The organism is Paenibacillus sp. UNC496MF (genome assembly GCF_900113915.1).
GTDB lineage: Bacteria > Bacillota > Bacilli > Paenibacillales > Paenibacillaceae > Paenibacillus_Z > Paenibacillus_Z artemisiicola.
Map to the genome: position 1 here is coordinate 38,221 of NZ_FORE01000005.1, position 18,640 is coordinate 56,860.

Annotated in this window: 17 protein-coding genes; 6 read left to right on the top strand and 11 right to left on the bottom strand. The window is 60.3% G+C overall.

Going from position 1 to position 18,640, the window contains the following annotated elements:
- Positions 1 to 28: 28 nt before the first annotated feature.
- Both BMZ79_RS05020 and BMZ79_RS05025 read left to right on the top strand, forming a co-directional pair.
- Positions 29 to 283: an NHLP leader peptide family RiPP precursor gene (locus BMZ79_RS05020; RefSeq protein WP_090637227.1), complete on the top strand. Its 255-nt coding sequence runs from the start codon at positions 29 to 31 to the stop codon at positions 281 to 283.
- Between the two features lie 155 nt (positions 284 to 438).
- Complete coding sequence (locus tag BMZ79_RS05025) at positions 439 to 672, top strand: NHLP leader peptide family RiPP precursor (protein ID WP_090637229.1); 234 nt, start codon at positions 439 to 441, stop codon at positions 670 to 672.
- A gap of 31 nt (positions 673 to 703) precedes the next feature.
- Here the strand turns inward: BMZ79_RS05025 and BMZ79_RS05030 are convergent, their stop codons facing one another.
- The 3 genes from BMZ79_RS05030 to BMZ79_RS05040 all read right to left on the bottom strand — a co-directional run bounded on the left by BMZ79_RS05030 (position 704) and on the right by BMZ79_RS05040 (position 5,491).
- Complete coding sequence (locus BMZ79_RS05030; RefSeq protein ID WP_090637231.1) at positions 704 to 2,623, bottom strand: sensor histidine kinase; 1,920 nt, start codon at positions 2,621 to 2,623, stop codon at positions 704 to 706.
- 227 nt (positions 2,624 to 2,850) lie between these two features.
- Positions 2,851 to 3,570 carry a YebC/PmpR family DNA-binding transcriptional regulator gene (locus BMZ79_RS05035; protein ID WP_090637233.1) on the bottom strand — a complete coding sequence of 240 codons (720 nt, stop codon included), beginning with the start codon at positions 3,568 to 3,570 and terminating at the stop codon, positions 2,851 to 2,853.
- Positions 3,571 to 3,850: 280 nt separating this feature from the next.
- On the bottom strand, positions 3,851 to 5,491 hold the full coding sequence (locus tag BMZ79_RS05040; protein WP_090637235.1) for a flavin monoamine oxidase family protein: 1,641 nt from the start codon (positions 5,489 to 5,491) through the stop codon (positions 3,851 to 3,853).
- 241 nt (positions 5,492 to 5,732) lie between these two features.
- Between BMZ79_RS05040 and BMZ79_RS05045 the strand changes: the two genes are divergently transcribed.
- The gene (locus tag BMZ79_RS05045; RefSeq protein WP_090637237.1) at positions 5,733 to 7,304 is read left to right on the top strand and encodes an FMN-binding glutamate synthase family protein; all 1,572 of its coding nucleotides are present in this window, start codon (positions 5,733 to 5,735) and stop codon (positions 7,302 to 7,304) included.
- A 230-nt stretch (positions 7,305 to 7,534) separates the two neighbouring features.
- Positions 7,535 to 8,185 (top strand): MBL fold metallo-hydrolase, encoded by a 651-nt coding sequence (locus tag BMZ79_RS05050; RefSeq protein ID WP_256252607.1) that lies wholly within the window; start codon positions 7,535 to 7,537, stop codon positions 8,183 to 8,185.
- A gap of 108 nt (positions 8,186 to 8,293) precedes the next feature.
- Here BMZ79_RS05050 and BMZ79_RS05055 read toward each other — a convergent pair whose 3' ends face one another.
- Positions 8,294 to 9,370 carry a branched-chain amino acid aminotransferase gene (locus BMZ79_RS05055; protein WP_090637240.1) on the bottom strand — a complete coding sequence of 359 codons (1,077 nt, stop codon included), beginning with the start codon at positions 9,368 to 9,370 and terminating at the stop codon, positions 8,294 to 8,296.
- A gap of 126 nt (positions 9,371 to 9,496) precedes the next feature.
- Here BMZ79_RS05055 and BMZ79_RS05060 point away from each other — a divergent pair, with 126 nt between their 5' ends.
- Positions 9,497 to 10,429, top strand: a complete 933-nt coding sequence (locus BMZ79_RS05060; RefSeq protein WP_090637242.1) for a LysR family transcriptional regulator — start codon at positions 9,497 to 9,499, stop codon at positions 10,427 to 10,429.
- On the opposite strand, the gene BMZ79_RS05065 is transcribed toward BMZ79_RS05060, so the two are convergent.
- The gene (locus BMZ79_RS05065; protein WP_090637244.1) at positions 10,405 to 11,577 is read right to left on the bottom strand and encodes an aminotransferase class I/II-fold pyridoxal phosphate-dependent enzyme; all 1,173 of its coding nucleotides are present in this window, start codon (positions 11,575 to 11,577) and stop codon (positions 10,405 to 10,407) included. The two genes, BMZ79_RS05060 and BMZ79_RS05065, sit on opposite strands and share 25 nt — an antisense overlap.
- Before the next feature lie 533 nt (positions 11,578 to 12,110).
- Here BMZ79_RS05065 and BMZ79_RS05070 point away from each other — a divergent pair.
- Entirely contained in the window at positions 12,111 to 12,911 is an 801-nt protein-coding gene (locus BMZ79_RS05070) for a class I SAM-dependent methyltransferase (protein WP_090637246.1), read from the top strand.
- Here the strand turns inward: BMZ79_RS05070 and BMZ79_RS05075 are convergent.
- The 6 genes from BMZ79_RS05075 to BMZ79_RS05100 form a co-directional block, all read right to left on the bottom strand.
- A complete protein-coding gene (locus BMZ79_RS05075; RefSeq protein WP_090637248.1) occupies positions 12,904 to 13,641 on the bottom strand; it encodes an HAD family hydrolase in 738 nt (245 codons plus the stop codon). The genes BMZ79_RS05070 and BMZ79_RS05075 overlap by 8 nt on opposite strands.
- A gap of 93 nt (positions 13,642 to 13,734) precedes the next feature.
- The gene (locus BMZ79_RS34150) at positions 13,735 to 13,908 is read right to left on the bottom strand and encodes a hypothetical protein (protein WP_177222018.1); all 174 of its coding nucleotides are present in this window, start codon (positions 13,906 to 13,908) and stop codon (positions 13,735 to 13,737) included.
- Between the two features lie 497 nt (positions 13,909 to 14,405).
- On the bottom strand, positions 14,406 to 14,756 hold the full coding sequence (gene cyoD / locus BMZ79_RS05085; RefSeq protein ID WP_090637252.1) for a cytochrome o ubiquinol oxidase subunit IV: 351 nt from the start codon (positions 14,754 to 14,756) through the stop codon (positions 14,406 to 14,408).
- A gap of 1 nt (position 14,757) precedes the next feature.
- Positions 14,758 to 15,378, bottom strand: coding sequence for a cytochrome o ubiquinol oxidase subunit III (cyoC, locus tag BMZ79_RS05090; RefSeq protein WP_090637254.1), 621 nt, complete (start codon positions 15,376 to 15,378; stop codon positions 14,758 to 14,760).
- Positions 15,379 to 17,352, bottom strand: coding sequence for a cbb3-type cytochrome c oxidase subunit I (locus BMZ79_RS05095; protein ID WP_090637256.1), 1,974 nt, complete (start codon positions 17,350 to 17,352; stop codon positions 15,379 to 15,381).
- A gap of 21 nt (positions 17,353 to 17,373) precedes the next feature.
- Positions 17,374 to 18,378 (bottom strand): ubiquinol oxidase subunit II, encoded by a 1,005-nt coding sequence (locus BMZ79_RS05100; protein WP_090637258.1) that lies wholly within the window; start codon positions 18,376 to 18,378, stop codon positions 17,374 to 17,376.
- Between the last annotated feature and the right edge of the window lie 262 nt (positions 18,379 to 18,640).

The following is an 18,640-nucleotide window of genomic DNA, read 5'->3' on the forward strand; positions in this document are numbered from 1 at the left end:
CGCCTTATCGACAAGGAGGCACGCGAACATGACACCGTCCGATACTCAAGCCGCCGTTTCCGTCAAGGAACGCATTATCGAGCGGGCCTGGCGCGACCCGGCGTTCCGAGCCGCCCTCGCCGCCGACCCCAAAGCCGCGCTGCGGCACGCGTTCGGACTTTGGATTCCGGACGAAACGGAGCTTGCCGTCATCGCCGAAACGCCGAGGCGGCTGGCGATCGTCATCCCGCCGAATCCGGCCGCCGTCGCGGAAAATCAGGAGAAGACCGATGATACGTGGTAAATGCGCCACCTCTTAAAAAAGGGAATTTCCGGTAGCGGAAATTCCCTTTTTTTGTCGTTTTTCCGTCGGAATCTAGCGATTTTTAGTAGAATTGCATCAGATTTAATGGTACACTTTACCTGGTACATAACTCCTATTAACGAGGTGCGAAACGGATGACCGAACAACAGCTGCAGCAACAAATTATCGAGAAAGCTTGGTCCGACCCTGCTTTCAAAGCCAAATTGCTGGCGAACCCGAAAGAAGCGCTGCAAGAAGCGTTCGGCCTGTCGCTGCCGGATGACGTCGAACTCGTCGTCGTTGAAGAAACGCCTACGAAATTCGCGCTCGTCCTTCCTCAAAATCCGGCGGACGCCGGGAAAACCGACGAATCGCTCGACACGTGGTAAAATCGAATCAAGGACGCAAAAAACGCGAAGGTCACATCGAGACCTTCGCGTTTGTTTCGACGAAGCGCGCGGCGGGAAAGCGGATCATCGCTTCGGTGCCGATGCCCTTCTGGCTTGTGAATTTGATCGTCCCCTGCATGACCTCGATGATGCGGAACGTCACCATCAGCCCCAGACCGGTCCCCTTCGTCTTGTTCGAGAAGTACGGTTCGCCCAATCGTTCCAGGACGCGCTCATCCATCCCGGCGCCGCTGTCCGAGATATGAATGACCACCTGCTCCCGTTCTTCGTACGCCCAAATTTTGACGACGCCCGCGCCTTCCAGCGCTTCGATGCTGTTCTTGATGATATTGATCAGCGCCTGCTTCAGCTTGGAGGAATTGCCCAAGATCCGCAGCGAGCGCGGCACGTTCATCTCCAGCCGCCCCCCGTGCAGATTCGCCAGCGGCACGATAATGCCTTCCACGTGCTTGAATTCCTCCGCCAGATTCAATTCGTGCACCTGCTCCATCTGCGGCTTCGCGAACGTCAGGAAATCGGTGATGATCGTCGAAGCCCGGTCGAGCTCGTCGATCGCAAGCTTGTAATAGTTCTCGCCGCTGCGCTCGATCTGATGGCGCGACTCGAGGATCTGAAGCAGGCCGCGCGTGACCTGAAGCGGATTGCGGACCTCGTGCGCCACGGAAGCCGCCAATTGGCTGATGATCTCCATCTTCTCCGACCGCTGCAGCTCGGAATTGTAAATTTCCAAGTCCCGCGAATACGTAAGGATCAATTTATGCTGATGCGCGAACCGTCGTCCGAGCAGCACGATGAGCGACAGGACGAACGCCACGAGTCCCCATTTCCACCACGACAGATCGTAGGTCTGGGAAGACGCGTAGAACTTCACGAGCTCCGCCGAACCGATGATGGCGAAGATCGCCAAGCCGACCGACAGGATGATCGAATCGATGTTTCGTCTCCACAGCTGCCTGCCCAGAATGACCAAAATGAGGATGAACTCGGCCAGCATCAGACAGCCGGCCGCCGTGACCGAGACGAAGAAATAAAACGACTGAAACTCATTGTGAAGCGCCCGGTTGACGATCAGCATGACAAGGCCGAATACGGAATAACCGATCTGGAACCGGCGGAAATGCTTCACGATGCCGCGATACCCGCTTCCGAACAAATACTCGAAAAACACGAGCAGCGCCGGCAGGAACGTGTACAGCGACAGATCGAACAAGCCTTGATAAACGAAGCCGTACGAACCGTAGAACGTGTACAAGAACGGGGAATACCCGATTAGCAGGCCGCCGATCGGCAGGATGATGAAGCAGAGCGCGAGCCAAAGCTTCAGCTGGTTCCGGTCAAGGAACACCGAGCAGATCAGCATGACGAACGCCACGAAGATGAACGCGCTTCCGAGGATGATATCCAGCAAGTCGTACTTCGCGTACAAGCGCATCAGATCTTGATAATTCGAAATATGAATGCCGCGCCCGAGACCCAACCGATCCGTATCGCTTTCCAGATGAAGCAGCAGCTCACGGCCGGAATCGTGATTCTCGAGCGGAATCAGCACGCGGTTCAAGTCGAACCAATGCTTGCGTTCCGAATGAAATACCGCTTCGCCGTTCAAGTACACGGTGATGTTCTGCGCGTAGATCGAACGAAAAAACGCGCCTTGGTTCTTGCCGATTTCCGGCAGCTTGATCCGAACCCACGCGGATTCCACGCGTTCCGGTTTCGAGACGACCGGAGCGGATGCCCGGATGTCCTGCCACCCCGACGCCCGCATCGCCTCGTCCGGCGATGCAAACCGGTCCCCGTCCGTCTCCCATCTCAGCTGCCAGGAAGAAATCGCGGCGTCCCCCGTGACCGGAGCCGCCTGCGCGGCCGTCGGCAGCATCGGAACAAGACAAGCGATGATGAAGAATAACCCTAAGACGACTTTAAGCTTCATTCCTTCCGACACCTCAAAACGTGGGTAATATGTATTGCGCCTATAATACCTTATTTCGACAAAATTTTCGTTTTGCCTGCCTCGTTTTCGACAAAACCCCAAAAATCATTCCATTTTTCGCCTCGCAGGTTTATTTTACCTCAAACGCGGAAAAATGTGGCACAAAAAAAAGCCGCGGGATCGCGGCTTTCTGCCAATCAAGCGTGAACCCGGCGACGGGCGCCGCCTTAGTCCTCGAACTCGACGTTATGGTACACCTGCTGCACGTCTTCCGAATCTTCCAGCAAGTCGATCAGACGCTCGAACTGCGCCTGCGCGTCTTCCGGAAGCGTGACGTACGTCTGCGGCAGCATCGTGAGCTCGGCGACGGTGAATTCCGAGATGCCGGCTTGCTTGAACGCGTCCTGCACGGCTTGAAACGCGCTCGGCTCCGCGTAGACGATGACGGCTTCGTCCTCTTCCACGATATCGCGCACGTCGACGTCCGCTTCCATCATGAGCTCGAGCACCTCGTCGACGGTCTTGCCTTCCACGCCGATTACGGCCGTGGCGTTGAACATGTACGACACGGAGCCGCTGACGCCCATGTTGCCGCCGCACTTCGTGAACGCGGAACGGACGACCGGCGCGGTGCGGTTCACGTTGTTCGTCAGCGCGTCGACGATGATCATCGAGCCGCTCGGCCCGAAGCCTTCGTAACGGAGCTCTTCGTAGCTCTCGTCGCCGCTGCCTTTCGCCTTCTCGATGGCGCGGTCGATGATCGCCTTCGGCACGTTATAGGTTTTCGCGCGTTCGAGCACGAATTTGAGCGCTTGGTTGGATTCCGGGTCCGGCTCGCCCTTCTTGGCGGCAACGTAGATTTCAATCCCGAATTTGGCGTAAACCCGGCTGGTATTGGCGTCTTTCGAAGCTTTCTTTTCTTTAATATTATTCCATTTGCGACCCATCTTGGTTCATTCCCGCTTTCTTTGGATTTCGATTGCACGCAATAACATTACCTCGTTTATTATTGCATTTTCCGCGGTACTAGAACAAGCTCTTGCGGGAAAATTGAGCCGAACCGCCCCGGGACGGCCGGCGAAGGCAGGCGATGGCAAACCGAAAAACCGGTTCCTGAGTCGGAACCGGTTTGCTCTTTGCATCGTTATTAGGCTCGATTACCGAGCCAGGCCATGACCTTGCATGCGCGGACGCGTTCGAATACGGCCGCCGTGCCCGGCTTTTGCCTTACTGCCCGCCGCCGGTTGGCCGGGCTTGCAGGTCGCCGATGATTTCCTTGGCCGCCCGTTCGCCGCTCTCGACCGCGCCGTTCATATAGCCCTGGAACGCCACGGACGTGTGCTCGCCGGCGAAGTGGCAATTCCCCCGCGTCCCTTCGCGCTCCTGCTCCACCCCGGCGAACGCCGTGTGCTGACCGACCTTCCGGTACGAATACGAGCCGAGGGAAAAGGGATTGCTTAACCAGCAGTCGCGCGCCGCCCGGCCGTTCCACTTGGCCGTCAGTCCCGGCAGGACCGGCTCGATCTGCCGCAGGAACTGCGCCGCGCGCTCGTGCGGCGTCCCCGTGATCATGCCCTCCCCGACGCTGCCGCCGGTGTAGTCCACGAGCAAGCCGGATGCGCCGGGCTGCCCCCGGACGACGTCGAACGTGTTCTGGTAGCCGGTGTCCGCGATCGTGTCGCCGTTCGAGCCGAGGCTATGCCAGTGCCGGTCGCGGAACTGCAGGTGCAGCTTGCTGTTCGCCCCCATGCCGAGCTCCCGGATCGCCGCGGCCTTGAGCGGCCGGAAGCCGGCCCGGCTGAAGTCGACGGACGAGCGGAGCACGGCGAACGGCAGCGTGAGCACGACCTTGTCCGCTTCGACGTCGACCGTCCCGGCATGCCGCTGAAACGTCAGCCGGTAGCTGCCGTCGGCCTGCTCGGCCAGCGCGATGAGCCGCATGCCGCGCCGGACCTGCGTCTCGTCGAGCTGGCCCGCCAGCCGGCGAACCAGCTGCTCGTTGCCGCCGCGGACCTGGTACCGCTCGTCGGAGAGCCCGAACATCCGGAAGCCGTCCTCCTCTTCCAGAATGCCGTGCAAATAAATGAAATTCAAGGCGCTCTGCATGCCGGCATCCGCGCCGTATTCGATCGTGCAGGCGATGTCCAGCAGCCGGCCGAATCGCGAATCCGCGCCGCCGGGCACGTTGGCCGCGATCCAATCCGTGACGGACATCCGGTCCAATTCGCGGCCCCGCTGCGTATAACGGTTATAGAGCGTCGGAAATCCCGCCGCCGTCAAATCGCGGTTCAGCGGCCCGATGACGGCTTTGAAGTCCTCTGCCGCTTCCGCGAACGAATACGGCTCGCCGTCGAAATAATACAGCGGCGCCGTGTCCGGGGGCTCGGCGTCGAGCAGATCGGTCAATTCCAGCCCCAGCTCGCGCGCGAGCCGGCGGAAGGCGCGGTGGCCCGTATCGATGAGCATGCCGCCGCGCTCGGCGACCTGCCCGTCTTCGAACTCGCCGTACCGGGTGCTGCAGCGGCCGGCCGCGGACTTCGCGTCCGCCTCGTAGACCGCGGCGTCGAAGCCGGCGGCCTTCAGCCGGTACGCGCACGTCAAGCCGGCGAGTCCCGCGCCGACGATCGCGATTCTTGGCGCCGCGGGCGCAGCCGCGTCCGCGAAAGCGCCGGCCTTCGCTGCCGGCCTTCGGGCATGCAGGGTCGGATCTTTTCCGTTTTGAATGTCGCCGACCAGGCGTTCCAGCATCGTTTTGCGGCGCTGGCGGCGTTCGTGAATCGCCTGTTCGACCGTCGTCTGCTTCGCATGAGAATCGGCTGCGACGATATACAGTTCGCGCAGCAGTCTGGCTAATGGTGTACGCGGCATCCTATCCTATCATCCTTCGAAACTCGGATTTGCTTGTCTGCAAGAGTTGTCTGCTCCAGCATATGCATCCTGCGAAGGCGCGGTTTTACGCAACCGTCTGTTTTTTCATCCCGTTTTCATCGTTTTCGGCTCCGGACGCGCATTGGGCCGGCTCACGGCCGAATGAATCATTCCACCGATTCGTGGTAAGATATACCTGGTCTGCCTGAAGGTCATTTTTATCATCTGGAGGTTAATTCGCATGCTGATTACCATTCTGATCGTGCTGCTCGTCGTCGTCCTCGTGCCTCCGCTCGTATTCTTCGGGTACATGTACGTCTTGTCGAAGCAGCCGAAGCACTCCGTCATCCGCGCCCATCCGTTCCTCGGCTGGATTCGTTACTTGCTCGAGAAGCTGGGACCGGAATTCCGCCAATACTGGTTCGATAACGATACGGAAGGCAAACCGTTCTCGCGCGCGGATTTCGTCGGACTCGTCTATGCGGCGAAGTACCGGACGGACCTGATCTCGTTCGGCGGCCGCCGGGATTACGAGAAGCCGGGCTATTATTTATCCAATGCGATGTTCCCCAAGCTCACCGGCGAGCTGCGGGTCGATAACGCCGTCGTGCGGCAAGGCCGAAGGTACGTCATCATGGACGAAGGCTTGTTCACGCGCAGGGAAAAAATCGTCGAGGAGCAGGTGAGACCGTGGCTGCTGCACGACGACGACGCCATCGTGGTCGGCGAGGGGCGTCGGGAGCCCTGGCGGCTCAAGGGCATGTTCGGTGCATCGGCGACGTCGTTCGGCGCGGTCGGCGAGCGGTACATCCACTCGACGGGAGCCGGCGCGCGCATGGCCGGCGGCTCGTGGATCAACACCGGCGAGGGCGGCGTCGCGGACGCCCATCTCGAGACGGGCGCGGACATCGTCGCCCAAATCGGGCCGGGCTTGTACGGCTACCGGGACGCGGAAGGGCATTTCTCGCTGGAGGCGTTCAAGTTCAAGGCGTCGCTCCCCCAGATCAAGGCGTTCGAGCTCAAATTCCATCAAGGGGCCAAAATCCGCGGCGGCCACTTGGAAGGCGCCAAAGTCACCGAGCCCGTCGCGAAGGCCCGTCTCGTCCCCGTCGGGCGTACCGTCAATTCGCCGAACCGGTTCGAGTTTCTGACGAAGCCGGAGGAAGCGCTGCAGTTCATTCGCACGCTGCAGGAAGAAGGCGGCAAGCCGGTCGGCGTCAAGATCGTCGTCGGCGATCCGAAGCGGCTGGAGCCGTTCTTCCAGGCGATGATCGACCTGGACGTGTACCCCGACTTCATCACGGTCGACGGCTCCGAGGGCGGCTCGGGCGCGACGTTCAAGGCGATGGCCGACGGCATGGGACTGCCGCTCTATCCCGCCCTGCTCATCCTCGACGATACGGCCCGCAAATTCGGCATCCGCGGCAAGTTCAAGCTGTTCGCGTCCGGGAAGCTCATCACGCCGGACAAAGTCGCGGTCGCGTTGGCGCTCGGCGCCGACGCCGTCAACTCCGCGCGCGGCTTCATGATGGCGAACGGCTGCATCATGGCGATGCAGTGCCACACCGGCAAATGCCCGACGGGCATCACGACGACGGACGATAAGTACCAGGAAGCGCTGGTACCGGAGGAGAAGCAATGGCGCGTCATGAATTACATCCTGCAAATGCGCGAAGGCCTCTTCTCGCTCGCCGCGGCCTGCGGGCTGTACAGCCCGAGCGAGCTGCGGCGCGAGCACGTCGTCTTCACGAGCGAAAGCGGCCAAACCGCGCGGGTCGTCGACCTGTTCCCGTATCCCGACGCCGGGTCGTAAACGGCCTACGCAAAAGCGGCTTCCCCTTTGGGCGGAAGCCGCTTTTCGCTGCCCCATGCCGGACGGTTTTTTGTTAAGCAGAGCATCGCGATGAGCCCGAGAAACAAGAGATCGCGGCGCCGGCCGGATTGCCGCCGCCTCCCCCCTCTCAAGAGCGGCTTTGCCAAACCGTCTTTAATGTGCTATTATTTGCACATATAATAACGACAAGGCGGTAGATCGCGATGGATATGCAATGGTTCGGTCAATCCTGTTTTCTTCTCACGTCCGCTCAAAGCACCCGCGTATTGATTGACCCCTTCCGCCGGTTTCTCGGGTATCGCATGCCGGTCGTGGAAGCGGATCTCGTCGCCGTCACGCACGATCACCGGGATCATAACCAGGTGAAGGCCGCTTCCGGCGACTTCAAGCTCGTGAACGGCCCCGAGCCGGCGACCGTCAAGGACGTCTCGATCCGCGGCGTCCGCACGTTCCACGACAAGCATCAAGGCGCGAAGCGAGGCAGCAACCTCGTCTTCGTCATCGAGCTCGACGGCCTCGTCGTCTGCCACTGCGGCGATCTCGGCCATCTCTTGACCCAGGAGCAAGCCGCCGCGATCGGCCGCGTCGACGTCCTGATCGTCCCCGTCGGCGGCAAAATGACGCTGGGCGGCGCCGAAGCCGCGCAAACCGTTGCGCAGCTCAAGCCGGCCGTCGCGATTCCGATGCATTACCGCACCAAGGCGACCGGCATCGTCGGCCGCCTGCTGTTCGAGCCGGCGGCGCCGTTCGTCGAGGCGACCGGGCTGCCCGCCGCTTCCGGCGTGCGTACGCTGACCCTGGACTCCGCTTCGCTTGATGCGAACCGGGGCGTCGTCGAAATGGCGTATGACAGCGAATAGAACGTTTAATGTCATTAACAATATCCGATCCGTTTTTCTTCCAACGTCCCTTGCTCTTGCAGCACAAAAAAGACCGCGCCCGACGCGCGGTCTTCGTGTATGCGGCGGTTAGTTGACTTCGATCATCCAGCCGAACGGATCTTCCAGCTTGCCGTATTGAATGCCCGTCAGGTCGTTGTAGATCTTCTCGGACAGCCGGCCCGTCTTGCCGCCGTTAATGATCAGCTTCTCGCCGCGCCAGTTCAGCTCGCCGATCGGCGAAATGACGGCCGCGGTGCCGGTGCCGAACGATTCCTCCAGCTTGCCGTTCTTGCCCGCCTCGTAAATTTCCTCGATCGAGAGCACGCGCTCGACGACCGGGACGTTCCAGTGCTTCAGCAGCTGAATGACGGAATTGCGCGTGATGCCGTCCAAAATGCTGCCGTTCAGCGCCGGGGTGTAGACGGTGCCGTCGATCTTGAAGAAGACGTTCATGCTGCCGACTTCTTCAATATACTTATGCTCCGCGCCGTCCAGCCACAATACCTGCGTGTAGCCCTGGTCCTTGGCCGCGTCCTGCGCCTTGAGGCCGGCCGCGTAGTTGCCCGCCGTCTTCGCTTCCCCGACGCCGCCGACCATGGCGCGCACGTAGTGGGACTCGACGAAGATTTTAACCGGGTTGATGCCTTCGGGATAATACGCGCCTACGGGAGACATGATGACGATGAATTGGTATTCGAGCGACGGCTGCACGCCGAGCAGCGCCTCCGTGGCGATGACGAACGGGCGGATGTACAGCGAGTTGCCTTCGCCGTCCGGAATCCAATCCTGGTCGATCTTCGCCAGCTCCTTGATCGCCTCGAGCGCCGGCTCCGTCGGAATCGGCGGCATGCTCATCCGGTCGTTCGAACGGTTCATCCGCTTCATGTTGGCGTCCGGACGGAACAGCTGCACGCGGCCGTCCGCCGTTTTATACGCTTTCAGACCTTCGAACACGGTTTGGCCGTAATGGAACACTTTCGCCGCCGGATCCAGCGTAATCGGCTGGTACGGCACGATGCGGGAACGGTGCCAGCCGAGCTCCGCCGTGTAATTCATAATGAACATATGGTCGGTGAAGTAAATGCCGAAGCCGAGCTTATCCTGCGGAGGTTTCGGTTTCGGAGTTGTCGTGCGTTCGATTTGAATCGGTGTCGATGCGATCATGCTGAATCCCTTCCCTCGTACGTAATAAGTGCACTAATTGCATTTTACTATGCCCGTGGCTATATTAATAATATCTAAATTATCCATTTTCCATACCCTATGGGTATCGTAAAGAGGCGAACCACGATGGACTTCAAGCAATTGAAATATTTCCTCGCGATAGCCGAGGAGAAGCAAATCACGCGCGCGGCCAAACTCCTGCACATGGAGCAGCCCCCGCTCAGCCGCCAGCTGATGCTGATGGAAGAGGAACTCGGCGCCAAGCTGTTCGAGCGCGGGCGGAAGCAGCTGACCTTGACCGCGGCCGGCGAGCTGCTCCGTTCCAAAGCCGAATCGCTGCTGGCGCAGCTCGACGAGACGATGCTGGAAGTCCGCGAGCTGGAGGAAGGCGTTCGGGGGACGCTCTCCATCGGGGCCGTCGTATCGTGCGTCTCGATCCTGCCGAAGCCGATTCGGCAGCTGCGCGCCGCCTATCCACAAATTACGTTCAAAATCACGGAAGGTGACCATTTTCTGCTCGGCGAAATGCTGGCCAAGCGGGCGATCGAGCTCGTCGTGTCCCGCCTGCCGTTCGAGACGGGCATCCTGCCGTCGAAGCTGTCGACGCTTCCGCTGCCGTCCGATCCGTACGTCACGGTGTTCCCCAGCTCTTGGGTGCCGCAGCCGCGCGCGGGCGGTGAAGAGCAGAGCATCGGCATGCGCGAGCTGGCGGAGTATCCGCTGCTCACGCTGAAGACCGACAACACGATCCGCATGCACGAGCAGGTCGTGAACGAATTCCGGCGCCATGGCCTTGAGCCGAATATTATCTGCGAATGCTCCAGCGTAACGGTCATCATGTCCTTGATCGCCTCCGGCATCGGCGCGACCGTCTTCCCGAAATCGATCCTCAACTCGTTCCCGTACGGCGACGTCACGATGCTGCCGATCCGGGACGCCAATTTCCAATCGGATATCGGCATCCTCTGGCTCAAGGACCACCGGCTGTCGAAGCGGGCGCAGCATTTCATCGATTATTTTCAGTCGGGCGGCGCTCAGACGTTCCGCAAAAACGTATAAATCCGCTCCAGCGCGGCTTCGAGCTGGGACTGCGAAGCGGCGTAGCAGCAGCGGATGAAGCCTTCGCCGCCGGGTCCGAACACCTGCCCCGGCACCGCGACGACGCCGACGGCGTCCAGCAGCCGCGTGGCGAATTCGTCCGAGCTTAAGCCCGTGCGCGCGATCGACGGGAACGCATAGAACGAACCTAGGGGTTCATGGCACGGAAGTCCGATTTCGCGCAAGCCCGCGACGAAGATCGCGCGGCGCCGGTTATAAGATGCCACCATCCGGTCTTTTTCTTCCAGACCGATCGTAAGCGAGGCATGCGCGGCAATCTGTCCCAGGATCGGCGCGCACGTCGCGGCGTACTGATGAATCTTAAGCATCGTCGCGATCAGCTCGGCCGGGCCGCAGGCATACCCGACGCGCCAGCCCGTCATCGCGAACGCCTTCGAGAACCCGCTGATCAGCAGCGTCCGCTCCCGCATGCCGGGCAGCTCCGCGATGCTTTCGTGGCGGCCGGCGTACGTCAGCTCCGCGTAGATTTCGTCCGTAATGACGATCAGGCCGCGCTCGGCCGCCAGCTTCGCGACCGGCCGCCAATCGTCCAGCGTCATGACGGCGCCGGTCGGATTGCTCGGGTAGCTGACGAGGAGCACCTTCGAGCGCGGCGTCAGCTTCGCCCGCAGCGAATCGGCCGTCAGCTTGAACCCGTTCTCCGCCGTCGTCTCGACCGGCACCGTCACGCCGCCGAGCAGCGCCGCGAGCGGCGAATAAGCGATATAGCACGGTTCCGGAATCAGAATCTCGTCGCCCGGCGTCAGGAGCGACCGCAGCGCGAGATCGATCGCCTCGCTGCTCCCGTTCGTGACGAGCACTTCGTCCCCGGGATCGTACGGCAGCCGGAACGAGGCGGCCAAGTAGTCCGCGATCGCTTCGCGCAGCTCGGGCAGGCCGGCATTCGGCGTATACGTCGTCCGGCCTTTCTCGAGCGCCGCCGCGCAGGCGTCCCGGACGGGCTTCGGCGTCACGAAATCCGGCTCGCCGACGCCGAGCGAGATGACATCCTTGCGTCCCGCCGCGTAATCAAAATACCTCCGTATGCCCGATGGCTGCATGTCGCGAGCCGCCGGCGACAAAAAATCCGTTAACGTTGTTCCGCCCATCCGTTTCTCCTCCTTCTTGATCGTGAAGCGCCCGAAGACGCCAAAAAGCCCGTCCCCAAAAAAGGGACGGGCCGTTACCCGTGTTACCACCCTAGTTCCGCCATCCGTCATGGACGGCAGCACTCCGTTACGTATCCGACAATACGCGTCCCGTTAACGCTGGACCTGCGGCATCGCTTACTTCTTGCGTTTCGGCTAGCTTCTCGGGGATGGCTTCGGCCGGCGTCCGAATGTTGGTTCGCACCTCTCCCAACTCTCTGCGATACGGACGGCCCGACGTACTCTTTCCCGTCAAGGAATTTCGGTTGTGTTGAATTAGTTGTCATTATAGCCAACAGCCGCCGAACGCGTCAATAGGCAAATTGCCGGCACGGTCAAAATCGCCGTTGACGCGCCGCGCGCCCGTCCGGTATGGCGGGTCTAGGAAAGCATTCCCAAATCAGCCGAATCACCCGCCATTCCGGCAGCCCGGAATTCCGGCATCCTTCGAATCCTGTACGCAAGAAGCGATTATCCCAAGAAAAGAGGTGCTCATGGACGATCGCTCCGCGCTCGTACGCGACCAATGGAACGAATGGTCCGAGACCTGGTACAAACGCTATCGGACCGGCGAGGTCATCGCCGGCTTGATCGCGCGCCCCGAATCCGCCTTCCACCCGGCGACGCTCGCGCTGATCAAGCGCGCGCTGCCGGACTTGCGCGGCAAACGGGTATGCGTGCCGTCGAGCGGCAACAATCACGCGGTCTTCGCCTTTCACCTGCTCGGCGCCCGCGTGACTTCCTGCGACATCTCCGGCCGCCAGCTGGACAACAGCCGCGCCATCGCTCTTCAGCACGGCTGGGCGATCGATTTCGTTCAGGCCGATACGATGCGGCTGGACGCGGTCGTCGACGGGGCGTACGACCTCGTCTATACGTCGAACGGCGTCCATGTCTGGATCTCCGACCTGCCGGCGATGTACGGCAGCATCCGCCGCGTCTTGAAGGACGGCGGCGCGTGCGTCATGTACGACGTGCACCCGTTCACAAGGCCGTTCGACTATAACGCCGACCGGAAGCTTCGCGTCGTCAGGCCGTACGACGGCACGGGGCCGTTCGGCGACGTGCCTAGGTATACGTGGCGCGTGCAGGATATCGCCAACGCGATGTCCGGCGCGGGGTTGCGCATCGCCCGCATCGAAGAAACGTACGCGGAAGACGGCTCCTTCTGGATCGACGAATCGCGGGACGACCAGGCGCCGCTCTCGCCGGCGGAACTGGAAGCGCTCGGCGATTGGCGCGCCAATCCGTTGGCCGCCCTGCCGCAATGGCTGTCGATTTATGCCGTTAAATAACCGATTCTGCCGCGATTCCGTCCAAGAACGCCCCGAGCTCGTTTAACGCCGCCAGCGTCTTGAACGGCACGGCGGAGCCGGGGCGGTCCAAGCCTTTCGGATTGATCCAGATCCCCTTGATGGCGAGCCGCTGCGGCGCGGCGATTTCCCATTCGTAATTGTCGCCGACCATCCACGCTTCCCGCGCGTCGACGCCAAGCCGTTCGAGCGCGTGCCGGTAGACGGCCTCTCCGGGCTTGCCCGTGCCGTACTCCTCCTCGATGAGGATGCAGTCGAAATGCGGCGCGAGACCGAACCGCTCGATCTTGCTCCGCTGCGCCCGCGAGCTGCCGTTCGTGATGAGCGCCAGCTTGATGCCGCGCGCCCGCAGATCGAGCAGCGTCTCCACGGCGCCATCGTAAAGCGCGACGGCGGCGTCGCGCGCCTCGCCGTACGCGCGCGCGATGCGCCCGGCCAGCCCGTCGTCGGCAAGCCCGGCCTCCTCCAGCACGGCCGCGACGATCGTCGTCCGCGCGGCGTCGAGATCGAGCCGTCCGACCCGATGCCGTTCGGCGTCGCTCCAGAACCATGCCGCCTGCCGCTTGATCCGCGCGATCAGCTCGAGCTGCCGCGCCTCCTCCTCCGGCATATGAAGGCCGCATACCTTGCGCCAGCAGCCGTCGATATCGACGCCGTGGTCGAAGGCGATGATCGTGTCGTCCAAGTCCAGCAAAATCGCTTTCGGCATCATTTCATCCCACGCTCCCCGCTACTAGGAATTGCTGCACATTCACTATACCAACGATTGGCTCGCGCGGGAATGCCGCCCATATAATTAACTCCGTTAATTATTTGAGTCGTTGTCGAATTCGTTTGCCACCGCCAGTTGCCTCTCCGCGAGCCCGAAGGCCCTTCCCCCGTAGTAAGCCAGCTCGTGAACGACCGCCGTCGCGCGCTCATGCGGCGCCACCGGCGAACGGCGAAACGGCGCAAGCATCGCGATCCATACCTTTCGCAACTCCTCATCCCCTCCCACATCCTTGATGCGAATGCATCCTTATACCGTTATAGTACGGGGAGGATTTCGGATGTTGCGCTCCCATTCGAATGGCGGTCGTCCAGAAATTAATGGGGTTAATTACATAAAGCGGAGCGGTATCCGCCCCGCCTAAGCAAGACGGCGGCAGTGGTATGCCGGAGCTGCGGAATCGGAATGCCCGGGCTGCAGGATCAGAATGCCCGGGCTGCGGAATCGGATCGTCTAAGCTGCCCGACAGCGTTCGACGAACCTCGTCGCAGCCGAATTCACCATCAAGACATTTAATGCCATTAACAGACCGTTTCGGATAAGTTCCGATACCGATCATTCCGTCGACCCTCATGACCGGATGTATGCGAGGTATCGGCTCATACCCGCCATTGTTTCGCGCCGCCCCTCGCTGACCGCAGACAAAAAAGCGCGCGGCCCTCCCTTATCGGGGCAGAGCCGCGCGCCTGAACGCATTGCTTTTTAAATTATTGCACGACCGAGTTGAACGACATGATCCACACGGAACCGCCGACGATGACGAGGACGATGAACAAGCCCAGGATCAGCGCCATGACGTTGTATTTCGGTCCTTCGCCTTCGCGGATGTGCATGAAGAAGAAGAGCTGCACGATCAGCTGAATGACGGCCATCGTTATGATGGTGACGATGACGCCCGTTTTGTTCATGCTCGTTTCGAACACGACCAACAGCGGAATCACGGTCAGGACGATGGAAATAAGGAAGCCGATGACATAAGCTTTTAGCGAGCCATGGTTCTCGTGTTCGTCGTGATGGCCGTGGCCGTGTTCGGCCGCGCCCGCAGGATGCTGACTCATCTTACATCACCCCCATCAGGTAAACGATCGTGAAGAGGAAGATCCACACCACGTCAAGAAAGTGCCAGTAGAGGCTGATGACGGTGATTTTCCGCCGCGTGACCGGCGTAATGCCGCGCATCTTCAGCTGGATCATAAGCCCGATCATCCAGACCAGGCCGACGGAGACGTGAAGGCCGTGCGTGCCGACCAGGACGAAGAACGCCGTCAGGAACGCGCTGGTGGAGATCGTCGCGCCTTCGTGCACCATGTTGACGAACTCGTTGATCTCGAGACCGACGAACGAGGCGCCGAGCACGACGGTCACGATCAGCCAGCCGATGAGCTGGCCGACCTTCTTCTGGTTCATTGCCAGGACCGCGAGTCCGCTCGTGAAGCTGCTCGTCAGCAGGATGAACGTTTCCGCCACGAAGCCCGGGATTTCGAACAATTCCTTGCCGGTCGGTCCGCCGTCGGTATGCGCCTTGAGGACGACATACGTGGCGAACAGCGTGCCGAACAGCAGGCAGTCGGTGACGAGGAAGATCCAGAAGCCGAGCACTTTCATCGACTCTTGGTCGTGATGGCCATGGTCATGCGACTCGGCCCCGTGCGAATGGCCGTGTTGAATGGCATGCTGCATTTATACCGCCCTCCCTGCTGCTTTTTCGGTCTCGATGACTTCTTCGACCGGTACGTAATAATCGGTGTCGTATTGGAAGGAACGGGCCAGCAGCGTCGCGCCGACGCCGAGCATCCCCAGGATCGCCATCCAGAGCCAGTCGAAGACGAAGCCGAAGCCCGCGACGAACCAGCACGCCGAGAAGATGAACGGAATGCCGGAGTTTTTCGGCATATGGATCGACTCCAGCTTCGATGCCGGAACCGGAGGAGCCGGCGCGAAATTGCGGCGCTCTTTCTCTTCCCAGTACGAATCCTGCTCGGCCGCGACCGGCACGACCGCGAAGTTGTACATCGGCGGCGGCGACGGAATCGACCATTCCAGCGTGCGGCCGTTCCACGGATCGCCCGTGGTGTCGCGTTCGCCGAATTTGACGCTGTAGAGGATCTGCCACACCTGGAAGACGAAGCCGATGCCCATGAGGAAGGCCCCGATCGTCGACACGAGGTTAAGCGGTCCCCAGCCCATATCCCAGCCGTACGTGTACACGCGGCGCGTCATGCCCATGAAGCCGAGCGCGTACTGCGGCATGAAGCAGACGTAGAAGCCGATGTTCCACAGCCAGAACGCGTATTTGCCCAACCGGTCGTTCAGCTTGAAGCCGAACAGCTTCGGCCACCAGTAGTAGATGCCCGCGAGATAGCCGAACACGACGCCCCCGATCAGCACCTGATGGAAGTGCGCGATCAGGAAGTAGCTGTTGTGGTACTGGTAGTCCGCCGGCGCCACCGCGAGCATGACGCCCGTCGCCCCGCCGACCACGAAGCACGGTATGAACGCGAGCGTCCACATCATCGGCTGCTCCAGCCGGATCCGGCCGCGGAACATCGTGAACAGCCAGTTGAACACCTTGGCCCCGGTCGGTATGCCGATCGCCATGGTCGCGATGGCGAAGAAGACGTTGACGTCCGCCCCGGAGCCCATCGTGAAGAAGTGGTGAACCCAGGTGAAGAAGGACAGAATACTGATGCTCATGAGTGCGAATACCATCGATTTATAGCCGAAAATCCGTTTTCGCGAGAACGTGGCGACGATTTCGGAGAAGATCCCGAACGCCGGCAGCACGACGATGTACACCTCGGGGTGACCCCACATCCAGATCAGATTGACGTACATCATCGGGTTCCCGCCGCCGTCCATCGTGAACAGATGGCCGCCGAGGAACCGGTCGATGAACAGCAGCGCGAGCGTCACCGTCAGAATCGGGAACGCGAAGATGATGATGACGCTGCTGGAAAAGACGGACCAGGTGAACATCGGCATTTTCATCAATTTCATGCCCGGCGCGCGCATCTTGAGAATCGTGACGATGAAGTTGATCCCCGTCGCGAGCGAGCCGATACCGGAAATCTGAATGCCCCAGATATAGAAGTTCTGTCCGACGCCGGGACTGCCCGACATCTCCGACAGCGGCGGATAGCTGAGCCAGCCCGCGTCCGGCGAGCCGCCGATGACGAAGCTGATATTGAACAGCATCGCGCCGAAGAAGAACAGCCAGAAGCTGACGGCGTTCAGATACGGGTACGCGACGTCGCGCGCGCCGATCTGCAGCGGCACGACCATGTTGAACAACCCGAACATCATCGGCATCGCCATGAACAAGATCATAATCGTGCCGTGCGTGGTAAATACTGAGTTATAGTGATCCGCCTGCAGGAAGTGCACGTTCGGCATCGCGAGCTGCGCCCGCATGAGCAGGGCGTCGACCCCGCCGCGGAACAGCATGAGCAGCGATGCGATCAAGTACATCATCCCGATTTTTTTGTGGTCGACGGTCGTTAGCCATTCCCGCCACAGCCAGCCCCACTTCTTGAAGTAGAAGAGAACGAACACGATGGCGATGGAGGTTAGTCCGATCGAGACGTCCGCGCCGTAGATAAGCGGATCGCCCGTCACAAAAAATGAGGAGGCGAATGATTTTATACTGGCGTACATAGTTGGTGCTCCTCCCTCATCCTACTGATGATTGTGATTCATTTCACTAGAATTCATATTGCTCATATCCATGTCGCTCATATCGTCCATGTCGTGGGCGTCCTTGGAATCGGACTTCGCGTCGTCCGCGTCGGCTTTATCGCCTTTGTCCGCGTCTTTGTCCATGTCCATATGGTGGCCGCCGTTCTTCGTGACGACGGAATCGAACAGATCCGCCGGATACGAGGAGAATGTCTGCTCGTCGGATTGGCTCGGTTTGGCCAGCGCCTCGTAGCCTTCCTTCGTCAGCTCGTTGTTCGAGCCTTTCACGCTTTGCACCCATTTATTGAAGTTTTCCTGCGATTCGGCGATGACGTTGAAGCGCATATGCGCGAAGTCTTTGCCGGAGAAGTTCGCGCCCGTGCCGTAATACTCGCCCGGACGATCGGCCTGCAGCCATAGCGACATCGCCATGCCCGGCATCGTATACTCTTGGCCGCCCAGCTGCGGAATCCAGAAGGAATTCATCGGCGCGTCGCTCGTCAGTTCGAAATCGACCTGCACGCCGGCCGGGATATGCACGTAATTGACGGTCGCGATGTTTTGATCCGGATATTGGAACAGCCATTTCCAGTCGAGCGACGTGACTTGAATCTTGATCGGCTTCACGTCCGTGACCGGCGGCTTCTTCGCCAGCGCATACGTATCGCGGGCCGTGTACGCGCCCAGGATGCCGATGATGATGACCGGAATGCCCCACCACAGAATTTCCAGCACCTTGCTGTCGTCCCAGTGCGGCTTATACGGCGCCTTGTTGCCCGGCTTGTCGCGATATCGCAGTACGATAAATACCGTGATCGCGAGCACGGGAATGACGACGATCGCGCAAAGGATGGCCGACAGAATAATCAGCCGGTACTGCGTTTCGGCGACGGGTCCCTGCGGGTCGAACACGACGAACTTGCCGTCGCAGCCGGACAAAAGCACGGTCGTCAGCAGTCCGGTTATCAGCAGCATCAAGCCGCGGAGTTTGGAACGTTTCTTCATCTTGCTACTCATCTCCTTACACATGCAGCGTGCTCTCATGGCCCTTTGACGCTAGCATAACAGATGACCGCGCGCTTGTTACCGCCGTTAACAAATCCGTCAATCTTCTGTTTCTTTTCCGACACTTTTCGTTCATCAGTCGTTCACGAATGGCGTAGTTAAGGGCTTTCATGGCGATTTATTAGGAAAATCCGGAAATGAACCCTGCATTTTCATCGGACAAGCTGTCACAATTTCGGGCTTTTCCAGAGCGCTCCAAAAA

Excerpts from the sequence above, each read along its gene's own strand:
- BMZ79_RS05020 (WP_090637227.1), top strand. The coding sequence starts at position 29 with ATGACACCGTCCGATACTCAAGCCGCCGTTTCCGTCAAGGAACGCATT.
- BMZ79_RS05025 (WP_090637229.1), top strand. The coding sequence starts at position 439 with ATGACCGAACAACAGCTGCAGCAACAAATTATCGAGAAAGCTTGGTCC.
- BMZ79_RS05030 (WP_090637231.1), bottom strand. The coding sequence starts at position 2,623 with ATGAAGCTTAAAGTCGTCTTAGGGTTATTCTTCATCATCGCTTGTCTT.
- BMZ79_RS05035 (WP_090637233.1), bottom strand. The coding sequence starts at position 3,570 with ATGGGTCGCAAATGGAATAATATTAAAGAAAAGAAAGCTTCGAAAGAC.
- BMZ79_RS05040 (WP_090637235.1), bottom strand. The coding sequence starts at position 5,491 with ATGCCGCGTACACCATTAGCCAGACTGCTGCGCGAACTGTATATCGTC.
- BMZ79_RS05045 (WP_090637237.1), top strand. The coding sequence starts at position 5,733 with ATGCTGATTACCATTCTGATCGTGCTGCTCGTCGTCGTCCTCGTGCCT.
- BMZ79_RS05050 (WP_256252607.1), top strand. The coding sequence starts at position 7,535 with ATGCAATGGTTCGGTCAATCCTGTTTTCTTCTCACGTCCGCTCAAAGC.
- BMZ79_RS05055 (WP_090637240.1), bottom strand. The coding sequence starts at position 9,370 with ATGATCGCATCGACACCGATTCAAATCGAACGCACGACAACTCCGAAA.
- BMZ79_RS05060 (WP_090637242.1), top strand. The coding sequence starts at position 9,497 with ATGGACTTCAAGCAATTGAAATATTTCCTCGCGATAGCCGAGGAGAAG.
- BMZ79_RS05065 (WP_090637244.1), bottom strand. The coding sequence starts at position 11,577 with ATGGGCGGAACAACGTTAACGGATTTTTTGTCGCCGGCGGCTCGCGAC.
- BMZ79_RS05070 (WP_090637246.1), top strand. The coding sequence starts at position 12,111 with ATGGACGATCGCTCCGCGCTCGTACGCGACCAATGGAACGAATGGTCC.
- BMZ79_RS05075 (WP_090637248.1), bottom strand. The coding sequence starts at position 13,641 with ATGATGCCGAAAGCGATTTTGCTGGACTTGGACGACACGATCATCGCC.
- cyoD (WP_090637252.1), bottom strand. The coding sequence starts at position 14,756 with ATGAGTCAGCATCCTGCGGGCGCGGCCGAACACGGCCACGGCCATCAC.
- cyoC (WP_090637254.1), bottom strand. The coding sequence starts at position 15,378 with ATGCAGCATGCCATTCAACACGGCCATTCGCACGGGGCCGAGTCGCAT.
- BMZ79_RS05095 (WP_090637256.1), bottom strand. The coding sequence starts at position 17,352 with ATGTACGCCAGTATAAAATCATTCGCCTCCTCATTTTTTGTGACGGGC.
- BMZ79_RS05100 (WP_090637258.1), bottom strand. The coding sequence starts at position 18,378 with ATGAAGAAACGTTCCAAACTCCGCGGCTTGATGCTGCTGATAACCGGA.